We start from the raw sequence: 17360 nt of genomic DNA on the forward strand, positions 1-17360 counted from the left end.
TCGTTCACCGGCTACCCGGTCCATGGCGCTCACGAACGTTCGAACGGCTTACCATCCATGTCTCTCCATCGACCACATGTCGGCAGATCGGCAGGACTGTGATCATCGGACAGATCTTCGGCGATCTTGCGGTGTTGCAGCGCGCCGATCTTCTTCCCGGCCATCTCGTGGCGCATTGCTGGGGCAACTACCTTGCTCTGCACATTTCCGGAAGCGGGCGTCCGGCGTGGTTGCTGCGAGCACCCCTTGGCCATCTCCCAGTCTATACGGCCACTGTAGCCGGCAAACTGTGGATCTCCTCGCATGTTCCAGAGCTTGCGGCTGCGCGCGCTGTAAGGCCGCAGATCGACTGGTCTTTCGTCGTGAACCATCTTGCTTTCCTGCATCTCAAGACTGCGCAGACCGGCATTGTCGGCACAGAAGAACTTCTCGGCGGACAATGTCTCGATCTTTCCGTGGAACCGGCGCGGCGAACGCTGGCTTGGTCCCCGGAAATGTTCGTGCGCACAGATATCGAGATCGCGGACTTCGCTGAGGCCAGCAGGCGCCTTGCCGGCAGCATAGACGAGGCTGTCCGGTGCCTGGCAAGTGATGGCAAGGTCCTGCTCGAATTGTCGGGAGGGCTCGATTCCTCGATCATCGCAGCGGCCCTGGCAAGGTGTGAGGCAGAGGCACGAGCGATCAGCCTTTCAACGGGCTCGGCGGAGAGTGATGAGCGCCTCTACGCGCAGGCGGCCGCCGATGCTGCAGGAATCGCGCTTGAATTGCGCGAAGTCGGGATATCCAACCTCGTAGGCCCGGCCCGCAGCCGCGAAGCCCGTCCAGGCCTGCCGGTGATCCTCGGCGCTGCCGATGAAGTTCTGGCGCAGGAGGGCAAGGCGCAAGCCATCATGGCATTTTTCAGCGGTGCGGGGGGTGATTGCGTTTTCGCAACGCCCAACGCTGCCGGGGCCGCAGCTGATGCCGCCATCCGCTCGGGTTGGGCGGCCAGGTCCACCTGGCGCACCATCGAGGCGCTGGCCCGCTATCACAACGCCAGTGTCTGGTCGGTCGCTGGCAGGGCCTGGCAGCTGGCACGAGGCGCAATCGATCCGGGCAGTGGGCCCCGCACACGCGGATATCTCGCCGATACCGTGCCCCTCCCCGATGCACCGCTACACCCCTGGCTCGCGGAAACGAGCAGCATGTTGCCCGGAAAGCGGGACCATGTTCATGCCATCCTTGCCAGCCTCGCCCACGTCGACGGTTATCCGCGCCACGCCATTGCCCCGACGCGGTTTCCGCTGCTCAGCCAGCCCGTCGTCGAGACCGCCTTGTGCATACCAAGCTGGCTCTGGGTCGAGGGCGGGCAGGACCGGGCCGTAGCCCGTGCCGCGTTTGCCAACCGTCTGCCAGACCTGATCCGCGATCGACGCAGCAAAGGGGCGCTCGATGGCTATGCCCTCGCTGCGATAGAGCAGCAGGCGGAAGCGCTTAAGCCGTTTCTGCTCGATGGCCATCTCGCGCGCCAGGGCCTGCTCGATCTGGCCAGAGTGGAGAGTGCGTTGCGGGAAAGGGCGAGGCGCGCCGATCCCCGGGCACATCTTCTCCTGCCGCTGATCGACACCGAGAGCTGGCTTCGCGCCTGGCTTGGCGACCCTTGAATTGCTGACCGGCGCAATCGTTCAGCAATGGCGAAGGCGGACCGATGAGCGATCAGGGCTTCATATCCCGCCAGCGTTGCCAGGATGCCGGATCAGCAGGCTTGCCGCCCGCGTCTTCCAGCAGCCAGAACCTGAACCAGTCGAAGTTGCGCAAGTTGGCCGCCAGTTGGTGACGCGGTTGCCACTTGAGGTGCATTTCACCCGGAAAAGCCCAGAGTTCGACAGGTTTCCCGGCGCGCTGCAGCCGCGCAAGGAGCTCGACATTGGCGCGATATTCCTGCTCGGGCAATTGCATCAGCAAGGGCACCGAGATGCGGTCGGCATTGAAGGAGGGCGATACGCGCCTCCAACCGGCATGATCCCTATCGGGATCTCCAAGGTCCCAAGCCGATTTGAGCATGGCGGGCACGTCGCGCCCCGCAACGGCGTTGAACCAGTAGTAGGTTGGCGTCACCATGACGTTGGCTACCGCCGCGGCCTTCAGCAATCTGGTGTGCATGGCGAGCCAGGCCGTGACTTCGCCGCCGAAGCTTACCCCGCCCATGCCGACGCGCGTGGCATCGATCTTGCCCTGCCCGGACAGCTCTGCGATGATCGCCGCAATCCCGCTGGCAGCCACCCTGTAGGCTTCGACGTTGTCCCCGCCGCCCGCCACGCCGGGTTGACGATTGATGCACAAGGCCGCGATTCCCGATGCCGCGAGATCGCGCAAGGGATACTCATCCCCCGTCCCGCCGCGCAGATACCCCTCGCAGGAATAGTAGGTAATGAACAGCGGCACCGGCTCGGTCTGGCCCGGCGGTAAAGCCAGATATCCCGAGTACGTTCGCCCTGCCCGGTCTTGCCAGACCCGCCGGTCGAAGCGGATAGCGGGGTTCTCGAGCGGCGCGTTAGGGGCCCTGAGGACCTGCTCATGGCGTGATGCCAGATCAATTGCCACCACGCGCGGCGGCGCGTTGGCCGAGGACGCGACGCAGATGAGCCTCCGCGTCGAAGCCGCGCAGGCCTTGCCGTTGTCTCCGCCATTGCGTTCGCCCGAACTCCGGGACACCTCCTCGACCTGCCCACTGACCGGGTCCCATCTTGCCAGAGTGCTGCCACCGTCACGATTGCGGCTTTCGAAAATCAGGGCATTGTCCGTGCCAACCCAGGCGACTGAGCGCGCCCGGGCGGCTGTGCATTGCACGGCTTCGCAGCGCGCCAGCTCCTGCCCATCGGCAGTGACGACGGCCAGAGCCGAAGCCACGCCTTTGGACAGGACAACGGCAATGCCCCTGGCATCGCCCGAGGGCTGGCGCAGGGCGACGTACCAGTCCTGCAATCGTTCGAGCGAGCGCGGGCGGGAGGCGTAATGGCGAGCCTCTTCGGCTGTTGCGTCGCGGATTGTCGCGAGGTCTTGCCCAAGCACCTTGAGCCTGGGCTTGCCCGCGGCGATGATGCCGCCTTGCTCGAACCAGGCGCCCTGGAGACGTCCGCTGGCCCAGCGGCCATCGATGCGATCGCCACGATACAGCGGTCTTTGCGGATCGACCGACGCATCGACCCACGTTCCGCTATCGTAGTCGGCCTGCTCGGCGGCTTCGATCGCGGCGCGCTCGGGGCCAAACCCGAGCAACCATGTCTTGCCGCCTGCAAGCGGGATCATGTCCCTGACATTGCCAGCCTCGCTGGTAACTTGCGCAGCGCCTGAACCATCGGTCGCTGCCCTCCAGACCTGGACTTGCCCGCCTGCGATCTTGCGGAACAGCACGGTTCTGCCATCGCGCGTCCACTGCACGCCTGAAGTCAGGGGAAAGCCGTTGAGCCATTCGATTTCCCCAGCATCAGCGATGCGTCTGGCAGGCGCCGAACCGTCAGACGGCGCCACCAGCCATGCGACATCATAGTCATTGCGGTCGACCGAGGCGCGGTACTCGCGCCATAGGGCCAGTGTGCCATCCGGCGAGATGGACGGGCTGTCGATCCGCGTGATTTCTATGGCGGGCCGGATCCCGGCCCCGTCCGCAGCCTGCGCTGCAAACGGGACCAGGGCGGCCAGGGCAAGCGATAGCGGGACTGGATGCCATCGCTTCACCATGACTTGGTCACCTGAACTGCGACAAGTCGTCCGACCGCGCTTGCCTGCTCGGGATCGAAGCCTGCTGCGCTGAACGGGGTGCGATTGTTTACGTAAGGCGGGTCACGATCGAACAGGTTGGTGATACTCAAGCCGAAGCGCGTGCCCGCCATGGCCCCGGCTTCCTCTCCGAACCGTTTGGAAAGCGTAAGGTCGACAGTCGTCCAGCTTGCAACCGACTCGACCGGTGCCACCGCCGTGTTGCGATAGCCCGCCATGTGATTGACGAAGGCTGTCGCACCGAAACCGTCCTGTTCGAACCCCGCGCGTCCGCGCAGACGATAGCGCACCGGGTTGCCGATCGTCCCCAGGGCCTGCGTGCGCGGAGCAGCCGACGTCAGCTGCTGCGTCAGGTGGAACAGCCAGCTTCCCGATGCACCAAGTGAAAGCGCACCTCTGGCCGTCTCGTGGCGATAATTGAGATCAAAATCGATCCCGTCGAGATGGTTGCGTGCCAGGTTGGCGTTGCGCGCATCGATCACGTATCGGATCGAGCCTGCAGCAATGCCGAAGGGATTGCTGAAATCCGGGCTCGCATAGAAGCTTGCTACTTGCGCTGGCGACGGATTGGCCGTGATCAGCGGCTCGTAGCGCGACCGCTGGGCCAGGAACGTGAAAGCATCGACCGCGGGATTGAAAATGCGATCCTTGTAGGAAATGTCGAAATACGTGGCGCTCATCGAAAGCCCCGGGATCGCAGGCGGTTTGAAGTCAAAACCTGCCGTCCAGGTCCGCGCGCGTTCCGGTCCGATCCCCGGATCATTGCCGAACAGGGCAATGACATTGCTACTGCCCGAGGGCGAACCGGGGTCTGTAACGGGTATCGGCACGACCTGGCTGAGCCCCGGGCCCTGGCGCACGTCGAAGAAGCCGGGTGCACGAAACGAGGTGCCATACGACCCTCGCAGCGCAAGGCCTTGCACGGGCTCCCACGTCAGTCCGACCTTGGGGTTGGTCGTCGTCCCGAAATCCGAGTAGTGCTCGATGCGTCCTGCCACCGACAGGTCAAGCCGATGCACGCCTGCAATGCCCTGCCCAGGACCGACTAAGGGAGCTCGGAGTTCGGCAAATCCCGCAATCACATTACGCGCAAGCGGATATCCATTGTCGCCACTCGCGACAGGAACGAGCGTCGTTTCATCCGCAAGGCTGCGCGAGCCGTAGCCCTCCTCGCGATGCTCACCCCGAATGCCAGTGTCAGCGCTCCCCCTGGAAGCGCCACGAGCGGCCCGTCGAACTTGAGACCGGCGGTCGTCTGGCGCGATCGCGCACTGGTCAGCGATGATCCGCGCACATAGTCGACCGTGGCGGCGCTGGTGAAAGAGCCGTCACCGAACAGATTGAAGGCCTTGGACGGATCAGGATCTGCGAGAGCCTGCGCAAGCCGGGCACGATTGACGAGATTGTCCCGCAGCAGCTCTTCATGCTGGACGCCATGATTGCCGTAAGCCTCGGCCCGCCATGCCCCGACGCGCGCTTCCAGCGCACCCGCAACCGTCCAGTTGGTGACATGCGAACGATTGACCGTGGCCCCGAGGTCGTCCCGGAAATCATAACCGACGCGGATGGGCTGACCCGTTCCGATCGGATCGACATAGAACGGGTTGCTCACGGGCACGGTAACCTGCGATCCGAAGACGATGTAACGCTGGTCCGAGCGGCGGTCGGCAGCAAACCCCTGGAGCCTCATCGTCAGCCACGAAGACAGGTCCTGTTCTAGCGCGATAAGCCCTGCATGACGGCGTGTGCGTGGCAGGATGTCGGTCAGGCGCCGACCGTCGCCAAGATTGCGCACTCCGGCAAGCAGATCGCCTGGTGCAAGCGCCCTGCCATCCTGTCTGGCCGGTATTCCGAAGATTGCGCCGTTGGCTGCAGTGATCGTGCCGGGATTGGCGAAGGCCTGGCGATAGTCAGGTCCACCGAAGCGGGTAAGGTCCTCTGTTGCGTAATCACGGTCCTGGGCCCCGAGGCGGTCGCGCCGGTAGAACTCGTAAGCCGCCATCAGGCTGCCGCTGTTCCAGCGCAGACCTGCCAGCTGACTTGCCTGGACCTCGCTGAAGCCGTCGGCCATGCCGACCCGAAACGATGTCTCGGCCCCTTCGTAGCCGCGCCGCAAGCGTACGTTGACCACGCCTGCAACAGCATCGGAGCCGTAGATGGCTGACGCACCATCTGCGAGGACTTCGATACGTTCGATGGCACTGGCCGGGATCAGTGAAATGTCGACGATCGAACTCGCGGCTCCCAGCGCCAAGCGATTGCCGTCGACCAGCGTGAGGGTCGAGGACGTGCCAAGGCCGCGCAGGTTGATGCTGGCACCCGAAGCGATATTGGCATTGGCATTGTTCCGCTGGGTAAAGCCGAGCGTGCCTTCATTGGGGCCCCACCGAAGTTCTGCGGAAGGACCGATACCAGGTCCTGCACTGTGGCCCTGCCGCTTTCCTCGATCGCCTTTCGGTCGATCGCGATCACGGCAGCGCCCGCTGGCGCCGAACCGCGAATGCGCGTGCCGGTTACCACGATATCGTCAGTCGCGCTGTCTGCGGATGCGCCACGCATTGGCGTTGACGATCCTGCAGAGCGGATTGCGTAGCCTTGGCTCGTCGCGATCCCCTGAAGTCCCGAGCCTTCGAGGATTTTGCCCAGCGCACCTGCGAGCGTGTAGGTCCCCTGCACTGCAGGAGCGGTGCGACCCGCCACCAACTTGTCGTCTGCGACGATAGTCGCGCCGGCCTTGGCTGCAAGATCGTGTAGCGACCGGGCCATGGCCTGGGCTGGAAGGTCCAGCGCAAGGGTATCGGCCTCTTGCGCTCCCGCGGGTGCTGCCGCCATGAATGGTGCAGCCAGCATTGCGATGACCATGGCATGCGTTGATGTCTTGAACGTCATGATTGCCTCCCTCGCGTCCATCTCAGGGGACGCGCATCGGTTGGGACGACGTCGCGCGAAAACACCCGCCAGAATTTTTATCGGCGGGCATCGTCGCGGACGGCCCGCAGCCGGTCAGCCGTTCACCCCGTGATTGTGGAGATCATGCCGAGCCGTCAGCGCGCACCGATCCACCGCCTCCTTTCCTTTGTCCGGGAAGCGAATGAGGTCTCTTGCATCCAGAGGAGCCGCGGGTCGGACGGCACGCGGATCATTCACACGGTCCGCGAGGGGGCAGGAAGCTTCAGGCCGTGTCGATCACCAGCACGCCGGGGCGCTGCGTCACCCTGATTCCGCCCAAAGCCTCGAGAATCCTCGCAAAGCCTTCTGGATCGTCGAGGCGGATCGCACCTGCCAGAGTCCTGTTGGCCAGCGCAGGACTTGCGAGGCGAAGTTGAACAGCATTGCGCGCGTTGAGCAGGCTGACCGCCTCTCCCAGGGATATGCGGTCACCGGTCGTCATTGGCGGTTGTGCAGAAGAGTTTCGCTCGGAGCGATGCTCGGCCCCGGATGGCCCCGCTTCGATCATGTGAGCCCCGCGACCGAGGGTGTGCCGAGCGCCATCGGCGTTCTGCACCTGCACTTGGCCATCTACGACTTCGACGCGCAGACCATTTGCGGCGAGCGCAATATCCAGGGTGCCTGCTGCACTGTCGATCCTGGTGCCTGCTCCCAAGATCTGCATGGCATCCGTGCCGCGCCGGGCCACACGGATGCGAACGCGACCGGCATCAATCGTAATCTGGCGGCTAGTTGAAGTGATGTCGGTTCGTGCCTTGCTTGTCCCGTTGAGTGTCAGGGAGCTTCCATCGACAAGCTGCCATGTCCGCGTTTCACCTGCGGCCGTGGTGTATGTCCTGGCCTCGACGGTGGTTCCAACGCCGATTAGCGGATGGTCCCCTGAAAACCGCAATGTCAGCAATCCCATGCCAAGCAACAGGCATGCGCCGACTGCGGCAAGCTGTGTGCTGCGTTGCAGGTGCAACGGTGCACGGGTCAGCTTGCGCTGCTGGCCAAGGGGGCTCTGATCCAGGGCTAGGCTATCGCGCCACGCGCGCTCCACTTCTGCATACGCGAGACGATGTCGCAGGTCGCTCGCAAGCCACGCCTCGAAGCCCGGCGCACGCGATTGACCGGCGTTCTCGTTGCGCGCCAGCCACTCTGCCGCTTCATCGCGGATCTTGCCGGGAATGGGCTGCCTCGTCACGAGTGGTCAATCCTCGGCGAGATGCCGCGCCAGGGCCCTGAGCGCCCGGCTCATCTGTTTCTCCACGCCCCGCACGCTCAACCCCGTCTGTTCTGCGATCTCGGCATAGCTATAACCATCGAGCCGACGGGCAAGGAAGATGTTTCGTGTGAGCGGCTTGAGACGAGCGAGTGCCTGATCAAGCCGTGCAAGGCGATCGCGCGCTTCAAGTTGTGCCTGCAGATCGCATCCCGGATGAATGTCCTCGAACGGCTCGTGGCTGCATTGGTGCTGGCGCAACTCCTGCCTGATCAGGTCCTTGCGCGCGTTATCTGCCGCAACCCGCACATAGCCGGTAAGGTTCTCGATCTGACGCTGGCGGCTCGTCATCAGGCGCACGAACACTTGCTGGACGAGATCCTCCGCCACGGTCATTCCGGTCTTGTGAGCAAGCTTGCGCAGTAGCGAGGGGCGGGAGCGGCGGAACTCGGCCTCGATAGCCGCCAAGTTAGGTGGCAGCGCTTCTGCGGTGTTCTCGCCATGGCTGTCATGACCTGCCTGTGCTGCAAGAATTTTCGTCAATCGCCAAGCCCCAGCCCGCGAGGCATTCCGGCGGTTGGCCGGATCCTGAGAACACGTCTGGAGACATGCGCCTTTGCCTTTGGCCCCGAAGGACTTGGACATGGACAAGGGCGATCCGGCCGCACGCAGCGACAGAAACAGCAAAGATACCAGAGCAAGGTTCTCAGGCCTCGACGCAGCACAATTTCACTACGCAATTGAAAACTATGACGTTGCGGTTTCAAATGCAACGACAAAGCTTTAATGGGATGACATTGGATACGGTAGCGTTGCGCCTCCAGCGGTGTTGCCGTTGGACAAAACCGGCTACAAACTCTTTCGGCAGGGTTGGTGACGGAAGAGCGCGGACGATGTTGTTGACGTTGCCGCAACAGCAATCGCTAGTTTATGGAGGGTCGATAGCGTGACGCCACTTTGACTCGGCGGTCTTGGCGCAATCTCTCTAACCGAAACTAAGGTCAGATCAGCTTGCGACTTTCCATCTGATTCCTGCGACTTACATTTCACGCCTAACCCGGATAGATGCCCACAGAACGTTCGGTATTTACACGTGGACACGGGGGTTTGGTTGGCATGGACGTAGTGCGCAAGCACCCACTCGCGCGCCAGGAGAGTACAGTGACACGACGGCTTCGAGCATCAGGAATTTTGCTAGAGAGTCGTCGTGGTTGGCTGTTGAAGACGGACGACGAAGCCGTCTGGGTCCTCGATCATGAGCACGAACAGGACTTCGCCGCAAATCTCAGGGTTATCGTCGAAGGTCAGATCTTCGGTCTAGATCGCTTGCGCGTCGATTGGATCGGTCCGCAGGAAAAAGTTTGCTGAACCGCAGGCTTACGCGCTCAGAACGGCAATTTAAACAACCCGCAGAAAACGCCATCTAGGTCGCACATTTGTCACCGAGATGGATATGCGAGCAGCTTCGAAGGATGACAAAAATCCTTAATGAGCATTTCTGACCATGCTTCGGCAATCTCTCGTCGCCTGCTCAGATACCCGGCTCGGTTATAAACACTTTCGGAGCCGGACACACCGTCCGGCACATGGGCAAGCATGAGATCGATGACATGTCGATCGGCAGGCGTACCGTTCCTCTCTGCCCATTCGTTCATGATGGTCGAGAAGGACGCGCGCCATCCGTGCGGCACGTGGCGGCCTTGGTACCCGCAGCGATTGTAGAAGTAGCTGAGGGTGTTTTCACTCATGGGTTTACGCGCATTCCGGTTGGTCGGAAAAACCAGTGGTCCGTCACCCGAAATAGAATGAGCTGCCTGAAGGACCTCTACCGCTGCTTTTCCGAGAGGAACGATATGATCATATGCCATGTCCCCCTTTAACTCGGTAACCAGCTTCATCCGTGCTGCCGGGACGCGCCAAATTGCGTCCGGGTGAATTGTCTCTGCATCGGACCAGTCAATGCCTTCTAGTTCGGACCAAGGCATGCTGCGGATCATGCCAGGTCTTTGCGCTGTGAGGGCAAGAAAGCGCGATGCTAGCTTCGTGAGTGGCGAGGCAGGCTCCACTTCCGTCTTCCGGATCATATCATGAAGCTCGGCGAGAGTTAAAAAGGCCGGCCGCTTCCGCGATCGTGGCACTGGTTTCAACGCTTTGGCAACAATCGCGGCCGGGTCGCGATTGGAGGCTCCCTCCGCAATCGAGTGAACGAAAACAGCGGACATGCGCTGCCTTACACGATGTGCAGTCTCGATTGCGCCACGCTTCTCAATTTTTCGAAGTACTGCGAGTACAAGCGGTTCGTCGATCTGCGTGACGGGGACATTGCCGAGCCACGGGAACACCTCCTTTTCAAGGCTGGTGATGACATCCTTGGCATGAACTGCTGTCCAGCGCTTCTCCTGCAACCCAAACCACGTTCGCGCCATCGCCTCAAAAGTGTTCGCCGCTGCTGCTGCATTTCGAAGAATTTGCTTCTTCGCTTCCAGACCCGGGTCTCTCCCTTCTCTGAGAAGCTTTCTAGCGTCAGCTTTGCGATCTCGCGCTTGGGCTAAAGTGACCTCCGGATAAGGGCCAAAGACCAATCGCCGCTCTTTGCCTGCAAAACGATACTTCAAACGCCAACTTTTGTGGCCAGATTTCGATACGAAAAGGTAGAGCCCTTCCGAATCCGCAAGCTTGTAATCACGGTCTTTGGGCTTCGCGTTGCGAACTGCCATATCGTTGAGCATGGATGCCCCCAATTCTGATTTTCGCTGCCCCCAAAATGCCCCCACTCTTCTTTGGAGGCATACGGAAGCATGAGAACAAACAGGGAACCTTATAACTCAAAAAGCGCAGAAAATCAACGTTTTCTGAGGGTTAATGGAAGCATGTAGACAGGTGGCTGGCGGAGAGGGTGACCATCGAACAATACCGAAAAAACGGCGGATTAGCGCCGATTCTTCAAGTATCGTCCGAGCCGTTACCCCCAATATTACCCCATGCGGATCAGGCATGTAAAAATCCGCCGTAGGTATCTCGGTGTAGCGCAGGCCCTCCGGCGTCCATGTGGTGACGTAGATCGCGCCCTTGCTGGCAGCGCCTACATCCATGCCAATCACCTTCATCTGCTCGTCGGTCAGGTTGAACTCGTCGCGCCACTCGCCGGAAAGGTAGGCGCTGCGCTCCGGCTCCTTCATCCCGGCGATCGCGTGTAGGTATTTGGCGTGGCGGGATGGCCAGCGCGTTAAACGAAGAGCCTGCACCGCGTAGCGCAGGGCGTCGAGGGTGTGCTCGCTGGGTGGGCCTTCGGGTTCGTCGGTCACTTCCTGCCCTCCTTCCACCGCTCGTACTCCTCGGCATGCTTCGCGCAAAGATCCTTCTCCGGCGCGGGCGACGTCGTACACTTAGCACAGATCGGCGCGTCGCACGTACCGCTCTTGCGGGTCGGCACCTTCCAGTCGCATTCGAGCGTAGCTGGTCGGCCGCAGGCGCAGCGCTTGCGCCGTCCGCTGGTGCAGACAAAGCCGCGACCAACGCCGGGGATCTCGACGGGGTGGCAGGTCATGGCTTGCGGTCCTGTCGCAGCCGCGCCACTTCCTCGTCGTCGATCACTGTCTTTCTGCATCGGCGGCAAACCGCGAGGCCATCCGGCACGGCAAACTCGCCATGCTCTACGAGAACTTTGTCAGGCTCACTGTAGCCGACGTCGCGCGGGTGAGGTTTCGGCTTGGTCACGAGCCGTCCGCCTCAATGCAGATGAACGGATCGCCCTTGCAGCCGCACAGGCATTCAGGCTTTTTGCCAACTATCAACCGGGCAGCAGGTGGCTTTTGCCTGGCAGAAAGTATTCCCTGAATCGCCGCGTCGCTAACTGCTCTCGCGCGCTCGTGCGCGTGGACCATAGCTGCCCGGCGCTCGGACTGACGGTCAAACCATTTACCCCATGAGCGCCCGATCTCGCCGTCGCGCGGGTTGGCGTTCCTCACTCGCTCTCTCCCTTCCATGGAAATGCAATGTCGCTGGGCCACTCAATCGGCGTTCCCGACACCCGGCCTGAGGCGTCGCCGTGACGCGCGAGATACAAGCGCACCTCCTTGCCCCACATCTTGCGGCCCCAGCTTGTGCCTTGGTGCGCACGCCAGCCCTTCCCCAAAGCGCCTTGCGGCGCTGCTCGATCGTCGCGTCTGGAGGCAAGTCTTTGGTCAGGTCGGCAATGAGCCTGCGGGCCTCGTCGCGCCAGCGGCTCATGGCTTGCACGACATTGCCGCGCCCATACCATAGCAATCGCTATGGTGGAGCTTGCTGCCATCGCTGACCGGGCAGTAATTCCAGCCAAGGCGCTTACCGCAGGTGCCGCACTTGTCGATCAGCATTCGGCGCAGGTTGCGCGGCAGGTGGAAGTTCACCTTCCAGTGGTGGACGTGCCAGCGTGGATGCTTCCACCACGGCTTGAAGCGACGATGCAGAGCGCCAGCGATGAGGCGGACAACTGAGCCTGGCTCCTCAATACTCGAAAGGTTGTCGAGCGGATCGAGCGCCAGCTCCATTGCAATGTCGTTGACGTCGCGGCGCTTGGTGAAAGTCTTGCGCCACCAAGAGCGGCAAGCGCCTTCGTTGCCGTACTGACCGTTCCACCAGCGGCGGCTCTCCAACTCGCGGGCAACCATGAGGCAAAGGGCGAGAGCGTCACCAGCAGCAAGGCGAGGATATGCCAACTGCTTCTCACTCACCCCGGCGTAGAAAGGCGCAAGCGTCGTTGTCCTGCGTGCGAGAATGAGCTTGATCTCGTGCAGGGTCGTGGCGTCTTTCAGGACATAGTCCACCGCATCGCCATACTCACGCGGACGGCGATCAAACCAACCGCAGCTATCGTCGGTGCGCTGGCCTTCGCTGCGACGCTCAGGGTCGATGTGCCAAATGTCGAATCCGATGAACGGTGATAGGCGATAGAGCACCTTGCCTATGCGCGACTTGGGCGAGCACGGTGGGAAACTTGCGACGAGTGTTTCGGGATGATACCCCATTTCAATCTTCCTTCCTGACAAACTGGATGGGCGGCGGCATGAGGTTGGCGATCTCGACCAGCTTCTGCCGGTACGCCTCCTCGCGGGCGCGGGCGTGCGCCACTTCCATGCGCGCGGTGCGCAGCTGCGCAGCGCTGTAGGACTGCACCTCGAAGAGGCAGCGGGCGGCCTTCTCTGCTTCGTCGCTGCGGCGCTGCAAATGATCCCGCAGGCGCCGGACCTCGGCCCATGGGTTGAGCCACCAAGGGAGGTTAAGCCGCATCGACGTTCCCCTCCGGTGTTGGCCAGTCAACGCCGGGGGCAATGTTGAACCGAGCGCCACAGCAGTTGGGGGTTGAGCAACCAATCTCCGCCCCGCGATGCCAGCGAGCGTAGGAGAGCCTGCCCGTGCAGCTAGGGCAAGGAACCGAGTTGCTGGTATTCAGCGGAATTGGACGTGGCAGTGCGGCAATCGCTGCGATCAAGCGCGCCGTGCTTGCTTCGCGGGCGGCGGCCCATGCAGCACGTTCTTCGTCCGTGTATTCGGCGCGCGCCGGGCAGTGCTCCTTTGGATCGGAGCAACAGGTGTTGATGGGCAAGGCGACCGAAGCGTGGCCAACGGCGCACTGCGGGCCGTGATCGCTTCCCATCCCCGTCTTGTAGCTGTAGTGTCGGCAATGGTTGGTGGCGCGCAGTGGGCGCTCGAACGATGATGGCTTTATGCTCATACCTTCTTCCCCTTCGTCTTGCGCTCGCGCCTGCTTGCGGCTGCGCGCTGGCCAGCGATCACGCGCCGGCGCCACTCCTCGAAGCTCGGGCTAAGGCCCCGCCTCTTGATGATCTTCGACACAGCCGCCTTGCTGATGCCGTGCTTCCCGGCCAACTCCGCCATCGTCGCGCCCTTCACGTACTGGCGCGCGATCTTGTCCCCTCGGCTGCCGGATCTCGGGCCGCGTCTGGTCATGCTGCAAACAAGTCCTTCTGTGCGGGCAGCAGGCTGTCGGCCCATGCGAGAATTTCGCGGGCTTCGCGCTGTTGCGCGGCGTCTTTGATCTTGGCGAAGTCGTTGTGCAGACTGTTGATCTGCTCTCTGATTGCCTCCTCCCGCGTCGGATGCGGGGTGCAATGGTCCGTGATTGGCCCGCTAGATCCCCACCAATCGCCAGTGCGAAACGAGAAGCCGCGCTTTGAGCGCCAGCCTTCGCGGGTCTGCACCAAGGAAATTTCTGCGCGCGGTGTGCCTCCGGTCTTGTACCGGAGGTCAAGAACCTCGTGCGGACGGTAGGCACCGTGCGGGTTCTTTGTGCCTGGCTTCCAGTCGCTCATGCCGCAGCGCTCCATTCGGCTGGCTGTTCCATCCACGCGACGACGTCACTTTCGCGCCACGCCACGCTGTTCGCGCCGAGCTTCACGGACTGCGGGAACGTGCCCTCGACCATGCGCCGGTAGATGGTTCTTCTCGAGAGGGACGTGCGCGCCATGACGTCCGGCAGGCGCAGGAAGGCGTCAGTCATCGAGTGAATCCCAATGCTTGTTGAGGATTGCCGCGACGCGGTCTGCGACCTCATTGGGTTTCTCGACGTAACTCGCGACGATCAAGAGCGGAAAGCGCAGGCTGTAGCTGGTTGTACCAGCCTCCTCATTCCGCACTGGTGGCTTTTGGTAGTGGATCGCGATGCACTCACCGCGCAGGTCTTCCTGCTCTAGGTTGCGCAGGTACGACGTTGAACTGACCGTCCATACGGTGTGTGGCAAGTCGCTCATGGCTCCACCGCCCACACCTTCGCGCGTCTACCCGAGGCGTTGGGCCGTCTTTCGCCGGTGTCGTAGATCAGGCCGTCAGTATAAAGTTCAGTGAAGCGCGGGCGCACCGACAAGACGGAAAGTTCGAGGAAGGCCGCAACCTCGTCGGCGGTAGCGGGCCCCATCTTGAGCCGATCAAGGCAGCGCTTGCGCAACAGCGGCGCGCTTTTCTCCATGCTCTCGGCGGCCTCGATCGACGTGTCCACGCCGCGATGGCCGGGCGCTTCGGGGTATCTGGCAAGGTCAAAAAGGTCAGGCATCTGTACCTCCTGAAAATCTGTCGCAACAGCGGACAAAAGCCTGGCGCACCGTCTCGAAAGGCAGGGTGACGCCATAGGAATAGGCGACGTCGGCAATGGTCGAGCCGATGCCCTTGCCGTTGAACCAGCAGCGAAACAGGAACTCGTCGAGCGGCTGGGTGACGTCGGTACGTCGGAAGCCTACGCGGCGGGGCATGTCGCCTCTCCCGCGTACTCTTCCACGGCAGCGACGACGTCGGCCACGCGCTCCCACTTGTGGTAGATCCCGTCTGGCGTCTCGAAACCGGCAAGCTCGTCAATGTCGGTCTGGATCGTCAGCAGATCGAGCTCGAACAACAACAGGTCGGTGCGCAGGTGTGCCTCCTCACCCAACGCATCGAGCCGCGCGCCCTGGTAGGGATGGCGGAATCTTCTGCGGATGATTTCGAGAGCGTCAGCCACGGCGCGCGCGCTCCGCAAGCATGGCGTCGGCCATGTTGTAGCAAAAGTTGGCAAGGCCCGCGTGATTGGTGTCGTCGACGTTCGGCAGCGCAAGTGTTCCCGCCAAAGCCTGACCAGCGAACCAGTCGCGCAAGGTCATGCCTTCGGCACACTCGACGTGTTTACGGTATGGCGACCCTCCTCGCGTTACGTTGGGGTCCACAATTGCTACTGGCGTCGGAAACGCGCGCGGGTTGTTGGCGTTCATACGACCTCGTATTCCTTGATCTGAAAGGGGTGCGGGCGGCGGTCGATTTCCCAGCGCGTCGGCGGTCTTGCGCCCGCTGCTGGCCAAGGCGACGCGCCAGCCTTCTTGCTGTCCCACCCGTTGAACAGGCGGACGTGGACGCTCCGAAACCCGGCTTCCTGACCTTCCTCGTTGAAGATCGTGCAGTCGAAAGGCAGGTGCCCGGGGTTCGGAGCGTAAGCCACGGTGTCAGGCCTCCGCGCGCGGCCTGGTCAGTTCGGAGCGGCGGCGCGCGATCAGCGCGTCAAGCTCCTCGATCACGTCGTCAGGCAAGCCGACGCGAATGCGCAGGTACTCGTCGTCAGCGTCCTTGAGGTGCTGCTTGTTCTTGGCCTTCGTAGCCATGTCGCGGATCCACTCGACCTTGGCCCACCATGCCGGGCGCTCGGCCTCGTCCTGCTGCTCGTTGTGCAGAACCTCGCCGGTTTCAGGGTCGTAGTCGTGCCCTGCGTCGAGCGCGCGGGCCGTCTCCTCGTCCACTTCAGTCATGCCGCGGCTGTCTGTCACCGGCTCGCGCTGGTCGTCTTGGTCGATCTGGACTCCTGCCTCGGTGCCGGACTGGTCGGGCAGCATCGCGGCATCTTCGCGGCTGGGGATCGCAACTGGCGCGTCCGGCTCGGCTTCAAGGTAGTGTGAAGCGCTTGCGGCTGCTTCCAACTCCCGCCCTTCAATGTCGACGATCAGATCGCCGGACATTGGCAGCGTCTTGGAGTGGCGGCGCATGACGGTCTTGCGCGCCATTTCGCCGAACCAGTCGGCCCATGGGCCCTTCGATTCACGCGGCTTGCCATTGCGGTCGCGCGTCGCACCGGTCTGGCTGGACTCGCGGACCTTGTCGATCTCGCCTCGGCGCATGACTTCGACCGAGACGGTGCCGTCCTTCATCTTCGCCATCGAGTAGGCCGCGACAATCTTGTCGTCGGTCAGTTCCTCGGAGGGAAGATCCAGCATAGGGCGATGCCGGATCGGAGGCTCAAGGCCGACCTCGTAGAGAAATGCGCCAGCCTCAAGCTCGGCTTTGTAGACGAGCCCGGTCTGCAGGCTGACAATCTCGCCGGACTGCACGATCTTCTTACGAAGGCCGTACACCATCGGCATGTATTGAACCTGCTTCTTGCTGTACCACTGCCCATCGTTGCCTTTGACGCGGGTGCTGAAAATCACGAGCGCAGCCTCGCGGCCGTCCGGCAAGAGGCCATCCTGAGCCGCCTTCATGCACGACGTAATGAGGGTCTGCCGGTCTGCCGTAAGCAAATCGGGATTGTTCTGCGCTGCGGTGACGATCGTGCGCTGCAGCTTCTCGGGCGAGATATGCGAGGGCAGCGCCTTCTTGAACTCGATTGCGCGCTGCTCAAGCTGGCTAGCGAGCTTTACCAGAGGCGGCTGCTCCCTGCGTTCGGCGGGAAGATTGGACGGAGCATTCATGGGTTAGTTCTCCTGTTGGCGCAGGCGACGAGCGATCTCGCGCTTGTGCTCATGCGGTTTGCCGGTGTGGCGGTTGATGTTGGCGGGCAGAAAGCCATGCGGCAGGCCATCGATGCGGCTGCGGGTAACCCGGCGCACACCGGGGCCGACAACATTTGGGCTTGCAAATGAAACGCCGATGCTTGCGGCACCGAGCGCGGACAAAATTCCAATACGAGACATACTGCGCAAAGTGACTTCTCCTGTTG

The 17360-nt window shown here is 62.3% G+C and carries 28 protein-coding genes; 3 read left to right on the top strand and 25 right to left on the bottom strand.

Annotated elements, in window-relative coordinates; genetic code table 11:
- Nucleotides 1-29 precede the first annotated feature (29 nt).
- On the bottom strand, nucleotides 30-371 hold the full coding sequence (locus C7W88_RS22820; protein WP_205525220.1) for a hypothetical protein: 342 nt from the start codon (nucleotides 369-371) through the stop codon (nucleotides 30-32).
- Between C7W88_RS22820 and C7W88_RS16890 the strand changes: the two genes are divergently transcribed.
- On the top strand, nucleotides 363-1643 hold the full coding sequence (locus tag C7W88_RS16890; RefSeq protein WP_205525221.1) for an asparagine synthase C-terminal domain-containing protein: 1281 nt from the start codon (nucleotides 363-365) through the stop codon (nucleotides 1641-1643). The two genes, C7W88_RS22820 and C7W88_RS16890, sit on opposite strands and share 9 nt — an antisense overlap.
- A 52-nt stretch (nucleotides 1644-1695) precedes the next feature.
- On the opposite strand, the gene C7W88_RS16895 is transcribed toward C7W88_RS16890, so the two are convergent.
- The 6 genes from C7W88_RS16895 to C7W88_RS16920 all read right to left on the bottom strand — a co-directional run bounded on the left by C7W88_RS16895 (nucleotide 1696) and on the right by C7W88_RS16920 (nucleotide 8455).
- Nucleotides 1696-3720 carry an Atxe2 family lasso peptide isopeptidase gene (locus C7W88_RS16895; protein ID WP_118074437.1) on the bottom strand — a complete coding sequence of 675 codons (2025 nt, stop codon included), beginning with the start codon at nucleotides 3718-3720 and terminating at the stop codon, nucleotides 1696-1698.
- Complete coding sequence (locus C7W88_RS16900; protein ID WP_240344729.1) at nucleotides 3714-4841, bottom strand: TonB-dependent receptor domain-containing protein; 1128 nt, start codon at nucleotides 4839-4841, stop codon at nucleotides 3714-3716. Before C7W88_RS16900 ends, C7W88_RS16895 begins: the two co-directional genes overlap by 7 nt.
- On the bottom strand, nucleotides 4838-6088 hold the full coding sequence (locus C7W88_RS23895; protein ID WP_370073244.1) for a TonB-dependent receptor plug domain-containing protein: 1251 nt from the start codon (nucleotides 6086-6088) through the stop codon (nucleotides 4838-4840). Before C7W88_RS23895 ends, C7W88_RS16900 begins: the two co-directional genes overlap by 4 nt.
- Nucleotides 5971-6648, bottom strand: coding sequence for an STN domain-containing protein (locus tag C7W88_RS16910; protein WP_162896130.1), 678 nt, complete (start codon nucleotides 6646-6648; stop codon nucleotides 5971-5973). Before C7W88_RS16910 ends, C7W88_RS23895 begins: the two co-directional genes overlap by 118 nt.
- 283 nt (nucleotides 6649-6931) lie before the next feature.
- The gene (locus tag C7W88_RS16915; protein WP_118074441.1) at nucleotides 6932-7894 is read right to left on the bottom strand and encodes a FecR domain-containing protein; all 963 of its coding nucleotides are present in this window, start codon (nucleotides 7892-7894) and stop codon (nucleotides 6932-6934) included.
- Nucleotides 7895-7900: 6 nt separating this feature from the next.
- Entirely contained in the window at nucleotides 7901-8455 is a 555-nt protein-coding gene (locus tag C7W88_RS16920; protein ID WP_162896131.1) for an RNA polymerase sigma factor, read from the bottom strand.
- 100 nt (nucleotides 8456-8555) lie between these two features.
- Between C7W88_RS16920 and C7W88_RS22825 the strand changes: the two genes are divergently transcribed.
- On the top strand, nucleotides 8556-8699 hold the full coding sequence (locus tag C7W88_RS22825; RefSeq protein ID WP_156135899.1) for a hypothetical protein: 144 nt from the start codon (nucleotides 8556-8558) through the stop codon (nucleotides 8697-8699).
- A 374-nt stretch (nucleotides 8700-9073) separates the two neighbouring features.
- Nucleotides 9074-9280 (top strand): DUF5818 domain-containing protein, encoded by a 207-nt coding sequence (locus tag C7W88_RS22830; RefSeq protein WP_156135897.1) that lies wholly within the window; start codon nucleotides 9074-9076, stop codon nucleotides 9278-9280.
- Between the two features lie 71 nt (nucleotides 9281-9351).
- Here C7W88_RS22830 and C7W88_RS16925 read toward each other — a convergent pair whose 3' ends face one another.
- The 18 genes from C7W88_RS16925 to C7W88_RS24425 form a co-directional block, all read right to left on the bottom strand.
- Nucleotides 9352-10641, bottom strand: a complete 1290-nt coding sequence (locus C7W88_RS16925; RefSeq protein WP_118074443.1) for an integrase arm-type DNA-binding domain-containing protein — start codon at nucleotides 10639-10641, stop codon at nucleotides 9352-9354.
- A 96-nt stretch (nucleotides 10642-10737) separates the two neighbouring features.
- Nucleotides 10738-11217 carry a hypothetical protein gene (locus tag C7W88_RS16930; RefSeq protein ID WP_162896132.1) on the bottom strand — a complete coding sequence of 160 codons (480 nt, stop codon included), beginning with the start codon at nucleotides 11215-11217 and terminating at the stop codon, nucleotides 10738-10740.
- Nucleotides 11214-11459, bottom strand: a complete 246-nt coding sequence (locus tag C7W88_RS22835; protein ID WP_162896133.1) for a hypothetical protein — start codon at nucleotides 11457-11459, stop codon at nucleotides 11214-11216. The genes C7W88_RS16930 and C7W88_RS22835 overlap by 4 nt, the downstream gene beginning before the upstream one ends.
- A complete protein-coding gene (locus C7W88_RS22840; protein WP_162896134.1) occupies nucleotides 11456-11629 on the bottom strand; it encodes a hypothetical protein in 174 nt (57 codons plus the stop codon). Before C7W88_RS22840 ends, C7W88_RS22835 begins: the two co-directional genes overlap by 4 nt.
- Nucleotides 11626-11880, bottom strand: coding sequence for a hypothetical protein (locus C7W88_RS16935; protein ID WP_162896135.1), 255 nt, complete (start codon nucleotides 11878-11880; stop codon nucleotides 11626-11628). Before C7W88_RS16935 ends, C7W88_RS22840 begins: the two co-directional genes overlap by 4 nt.
- 258 nt (nucleotides 11881-12138) lie before the next feature.
- The gene (locus C7W88_RS16940) at nucleotides 12139-12918 is read right to left on the bottom strand and encodes a hypothetical protein (RefSeq protein WP_118074446.1); all 780 of its coding nucleotides are present in this window, start codon (nucleotides 12916-12918) and stop codon (nucleotides 12139-12141) included.
- A 1-nt stretch (nucleotide 12919) separates the two neighbouring features.
- On the bottom strand, nucleotides 12920-13180 hold the full coding sequence (locus C7W88_RS16945; protein WP_118074447.1) for a hypothetical protein: 261 nt from the start codon (nucleotides 13178-13180) through the stop codon (nucleotides 12920-12922).
- A gap of 441 nt (nucleotides 13181-13621) precedes the next feature.
- Entirely contained in the window at nucleotides 13622-13861 is a 240-nt protein-coding gene (locus C7W88_RS16955) for a hypothetical protein (RefSeq protein ID WP_118074449.1), read from the bottom strand.
- Complete coding sequence (locus C7W88_RS16960; RefSeq protein WP_162896136.1) at nucleotides 13858-14223, bottom strand: hypothetical protein; 366 nt, start codon at nucleotides 14221-14223, stop codon at nucleotides 13858-13860. Before C7W88_RS16960 ends, C7W88_RS16955 begins: the two co-directional genes overlap by 4 nt.
- On the bottom strand, nucleotides 14220-14411 hold the full coding sequence (locus tag C7W88_RS16965; RefSeq protein WP_118074451.1) for an AlpA family transcriptional regulator: 192 nt from the start codon (nucleotides 14409-14411) through the stop codon (nucleotides 14220-14222). The genes C7W88_RS16960 and C7W88_RS16965 overlap by 4 nt, the downstream gene beginning before the upstream one ends.
- Complete coding sequence (locus C7W88_RS16970; protein ID WP_118074452.1) at nucleotides 14404-14661, bottom strand: hypothetical protein; 258 nt, start codon at nucleotides 14659-14661, stop codon at nucleotides 14404-14406. The genes C7W88_RS16965 and C7W88_RS16970 overlap by 8 nt, the downstream gene beginning before the upstream one ends.
- Nucleotides 14658-14960 carry a hypothetical protein gene (locus C7W88_RS16975; protein ID WP_118074453.1) on the bottom strand — a complete coding sequence of 101 codons (303 nt, stop codon included), beginning with the start codon at nucleotides 14958-14960 and terminating at the stop codon, nucleotides 14658-14660. Before C7W88_RS16975 ends, C7W88_RS16970 begins: the two co-directional genes overlap by 4 nt.
- On the bottom strand, nucleotides 14953-15156 hold the full coding sequence (locus C7W88_RS16980) for a hypothetical protein (protein WP_118074454.1): 204 nt from the start codon (nucleotides 15154-15156) through the stop codon (nucleotides 14953-14955). Before C7W88_RS16980 ends, C7W88_RS16975 begins: the two co-directional genes overlap by 8 nt.
- A complete protein-coding gene (locus C7W88_RS16985; RefSeq protein ID WP_118074455.1) occupies nucleotides 15141-15401 on the bottom strand; it encodes a hypothetical protein in 261 nt (86 codons plus the stop codon). Before C7W88_RS16985 ends, C7W88_RS16980 begins: the two co-directional genes overlap by 16 nt.
- The gene (locus C7W88_RS22845; protein ID WP_162896137.1) at nucleotides 15394-15540 is read right to left on the bottom strand and encodes a hypothetical protein; all 147 of its coding nucleotides are present in this window, start codon (nucleotides 15538-15540) and stop codon (nucleotides 15394-15396) included. Before C7W88_RS22845 ends, C7W88_RS16985 begins: the two co-directional genes overlap by 8 nt.
- Nucleotides 15541-15644: 104 nt before the next feature.
- Nucleotides 15645-15872 (bottom strand): hypothetical protein, encoded by a 228-nt coding sequence (locus tag C7W88_RS16990; protein WP_118074456.1) that lies wholly within the window; start codon nucleotides 15870-15872, stop codon nucleotides 15645-15647.
- Nucleotides 15873-15876: 4 nt separating this feature from the next.
- Entirely contained in the window at nucleotides 15877-17112 is a 1236-nt protein-coding gene (locus C7W88_RS16995; RefSeq protein ID WP_118074457.1) for a recombinase RecT, read from the bottom strand.
- A 3-nt stretch (nucleotides 17113-17115) separates the two neighbouring features.
- Nucleotides 17116-17250: a hypothetical protein gene (locus tag C7W88_RS24425; RefSeq protein WP_255418787.1), complete on the bottom strand. Its 135-nt coding sequence runs from the start codon at nucleotides 17248-17250 to the stop codon at nucleotides 17116-17118.
- Nucleotides 17251-17360 lie beyond the last annotated feature (110 nt).

Source organism: Novosphingobium sp. THN1, from assembly GCF_003454795.1.
Lineage (GTDB): Bacteria > Pseudomonadota > Alphaproteobacteria > Sphingomonadales > Sphingomonadaceae > Novosphingobium.

Bases quoted from the DNA above. Each gene is read 5' to 3' on its own strand.
- C7W88_RS22820 (WP_205525220.1), bottom strand. From the start codon at position 371: ATGGTTCACGACGAAAGACCAGTCGATCTGCGGCCTTACAGCGCGCGC.
- C7W88_RS16895 (WP_118074437.1), bottom strand. From the start codon at position 3,720: ATGGTGAAGCGATGGCATCCAGTCCCGCTATCGCTTGCCCTGGCCGCC.
- C7W88_RS16910 (WP_162896130.1), bottom strand. From the start codon at position 6,648: ATGACGTTCAAGACATCAACGCATGCCATGGTCATCGCAATGCTGGCT.
- C7W88_RS22825 (WP_156135899.1), top strand. From the start codon at position 8,556: ATGGACAAGGGCGATCCGGCCGCACGCAGCGACAGAAACAGCAAAGAT.
- C7W88_RS16925 (WP_118074443.1), bottom strand. From the start codon at position 10,641: ATGCTCAACGATATGGCAGTTCGCAACGCGAAGCCCAAAGACCGTGAT.
- C7W88_RS22835 (WP_162896133.1), bottom strand. From the start codon at position 11,459: ATGACCTGCCACCCCGTCGAGATCCCCGGCGTTGGTCGCGGCTTTGTC.
- C7W88_RS16940 (WP_118074446.1), bottom strand. From the start codon at position 12,918: ATGGGGTATCATCCCGAAACACTCGTCGCAAGTTTCCCACCGTGCTCG.
- C7W88_RS16945 (WP_118074447.1), bottom strand. From the start codon at position 13,180: ATGCGGCTTAACCTCCCTTGGTGGCTCAACCCATGGGCCGAGGTCCGG.
- C7W88_RS16955 (WP_118074449.1), bottom strand. From the start codon at position 13,861: ATGACCAGACGCGGCCCGAGATCCGGCAGCCGAGGGGACAAGATCGCG.
- C7W88_RS16960 (WP_162896136.1), bottom strand. From the start codon at position 14,223: ATGAGCGACTGGAAGCCAGGCACAAAGAACCCGCACGGTGCCTACCGT.
- C7W88_RS16965 (WP_118074451.1), bottom strand. From the start codon at position 14,411: ATGACTGACGCCTTCCTGCGCCTGCCGGACGTCATGGCGCGCACGTCC.
- C7W88_RS16970 (WP_118074452.1), bottom strand. From the start codon at position 14,661: ATGAGCGACTTGCCACACACCGTATGGACGGTCAGTTCAACGTCGTAC.
- C7W88_RS16975 (WP_118074453.1), bottom strand. From the start codon at position 14,960: ATGCCTGACCTTTTTGACCTTGCCAGATACCCCGAAGCGCCCGGCCAT.
- C7W88_RS16980 (WP_118074454.1), bottom strand. From the start codon at position 15,156: ATGCCCCGCCGCGTAGGCTTCCGACGTACCGACGTCACCCAGCCGCTC.
- C7W88_RS22845 (WP_162896137.1), bottom strand. From the start codon at position 15,540: ATGACCTTGCGCGACTGGTTCGCTGGTCAGGCTTTGGCGGGAACACTT.
- C7W88_RS16995 (WP_118074457.1), bottom strand. From the start codon at position 17,112: ATGAATGCTCCGTCCAATCTTCCCGCCGAACGCAGGGAGCAGCCGCCT.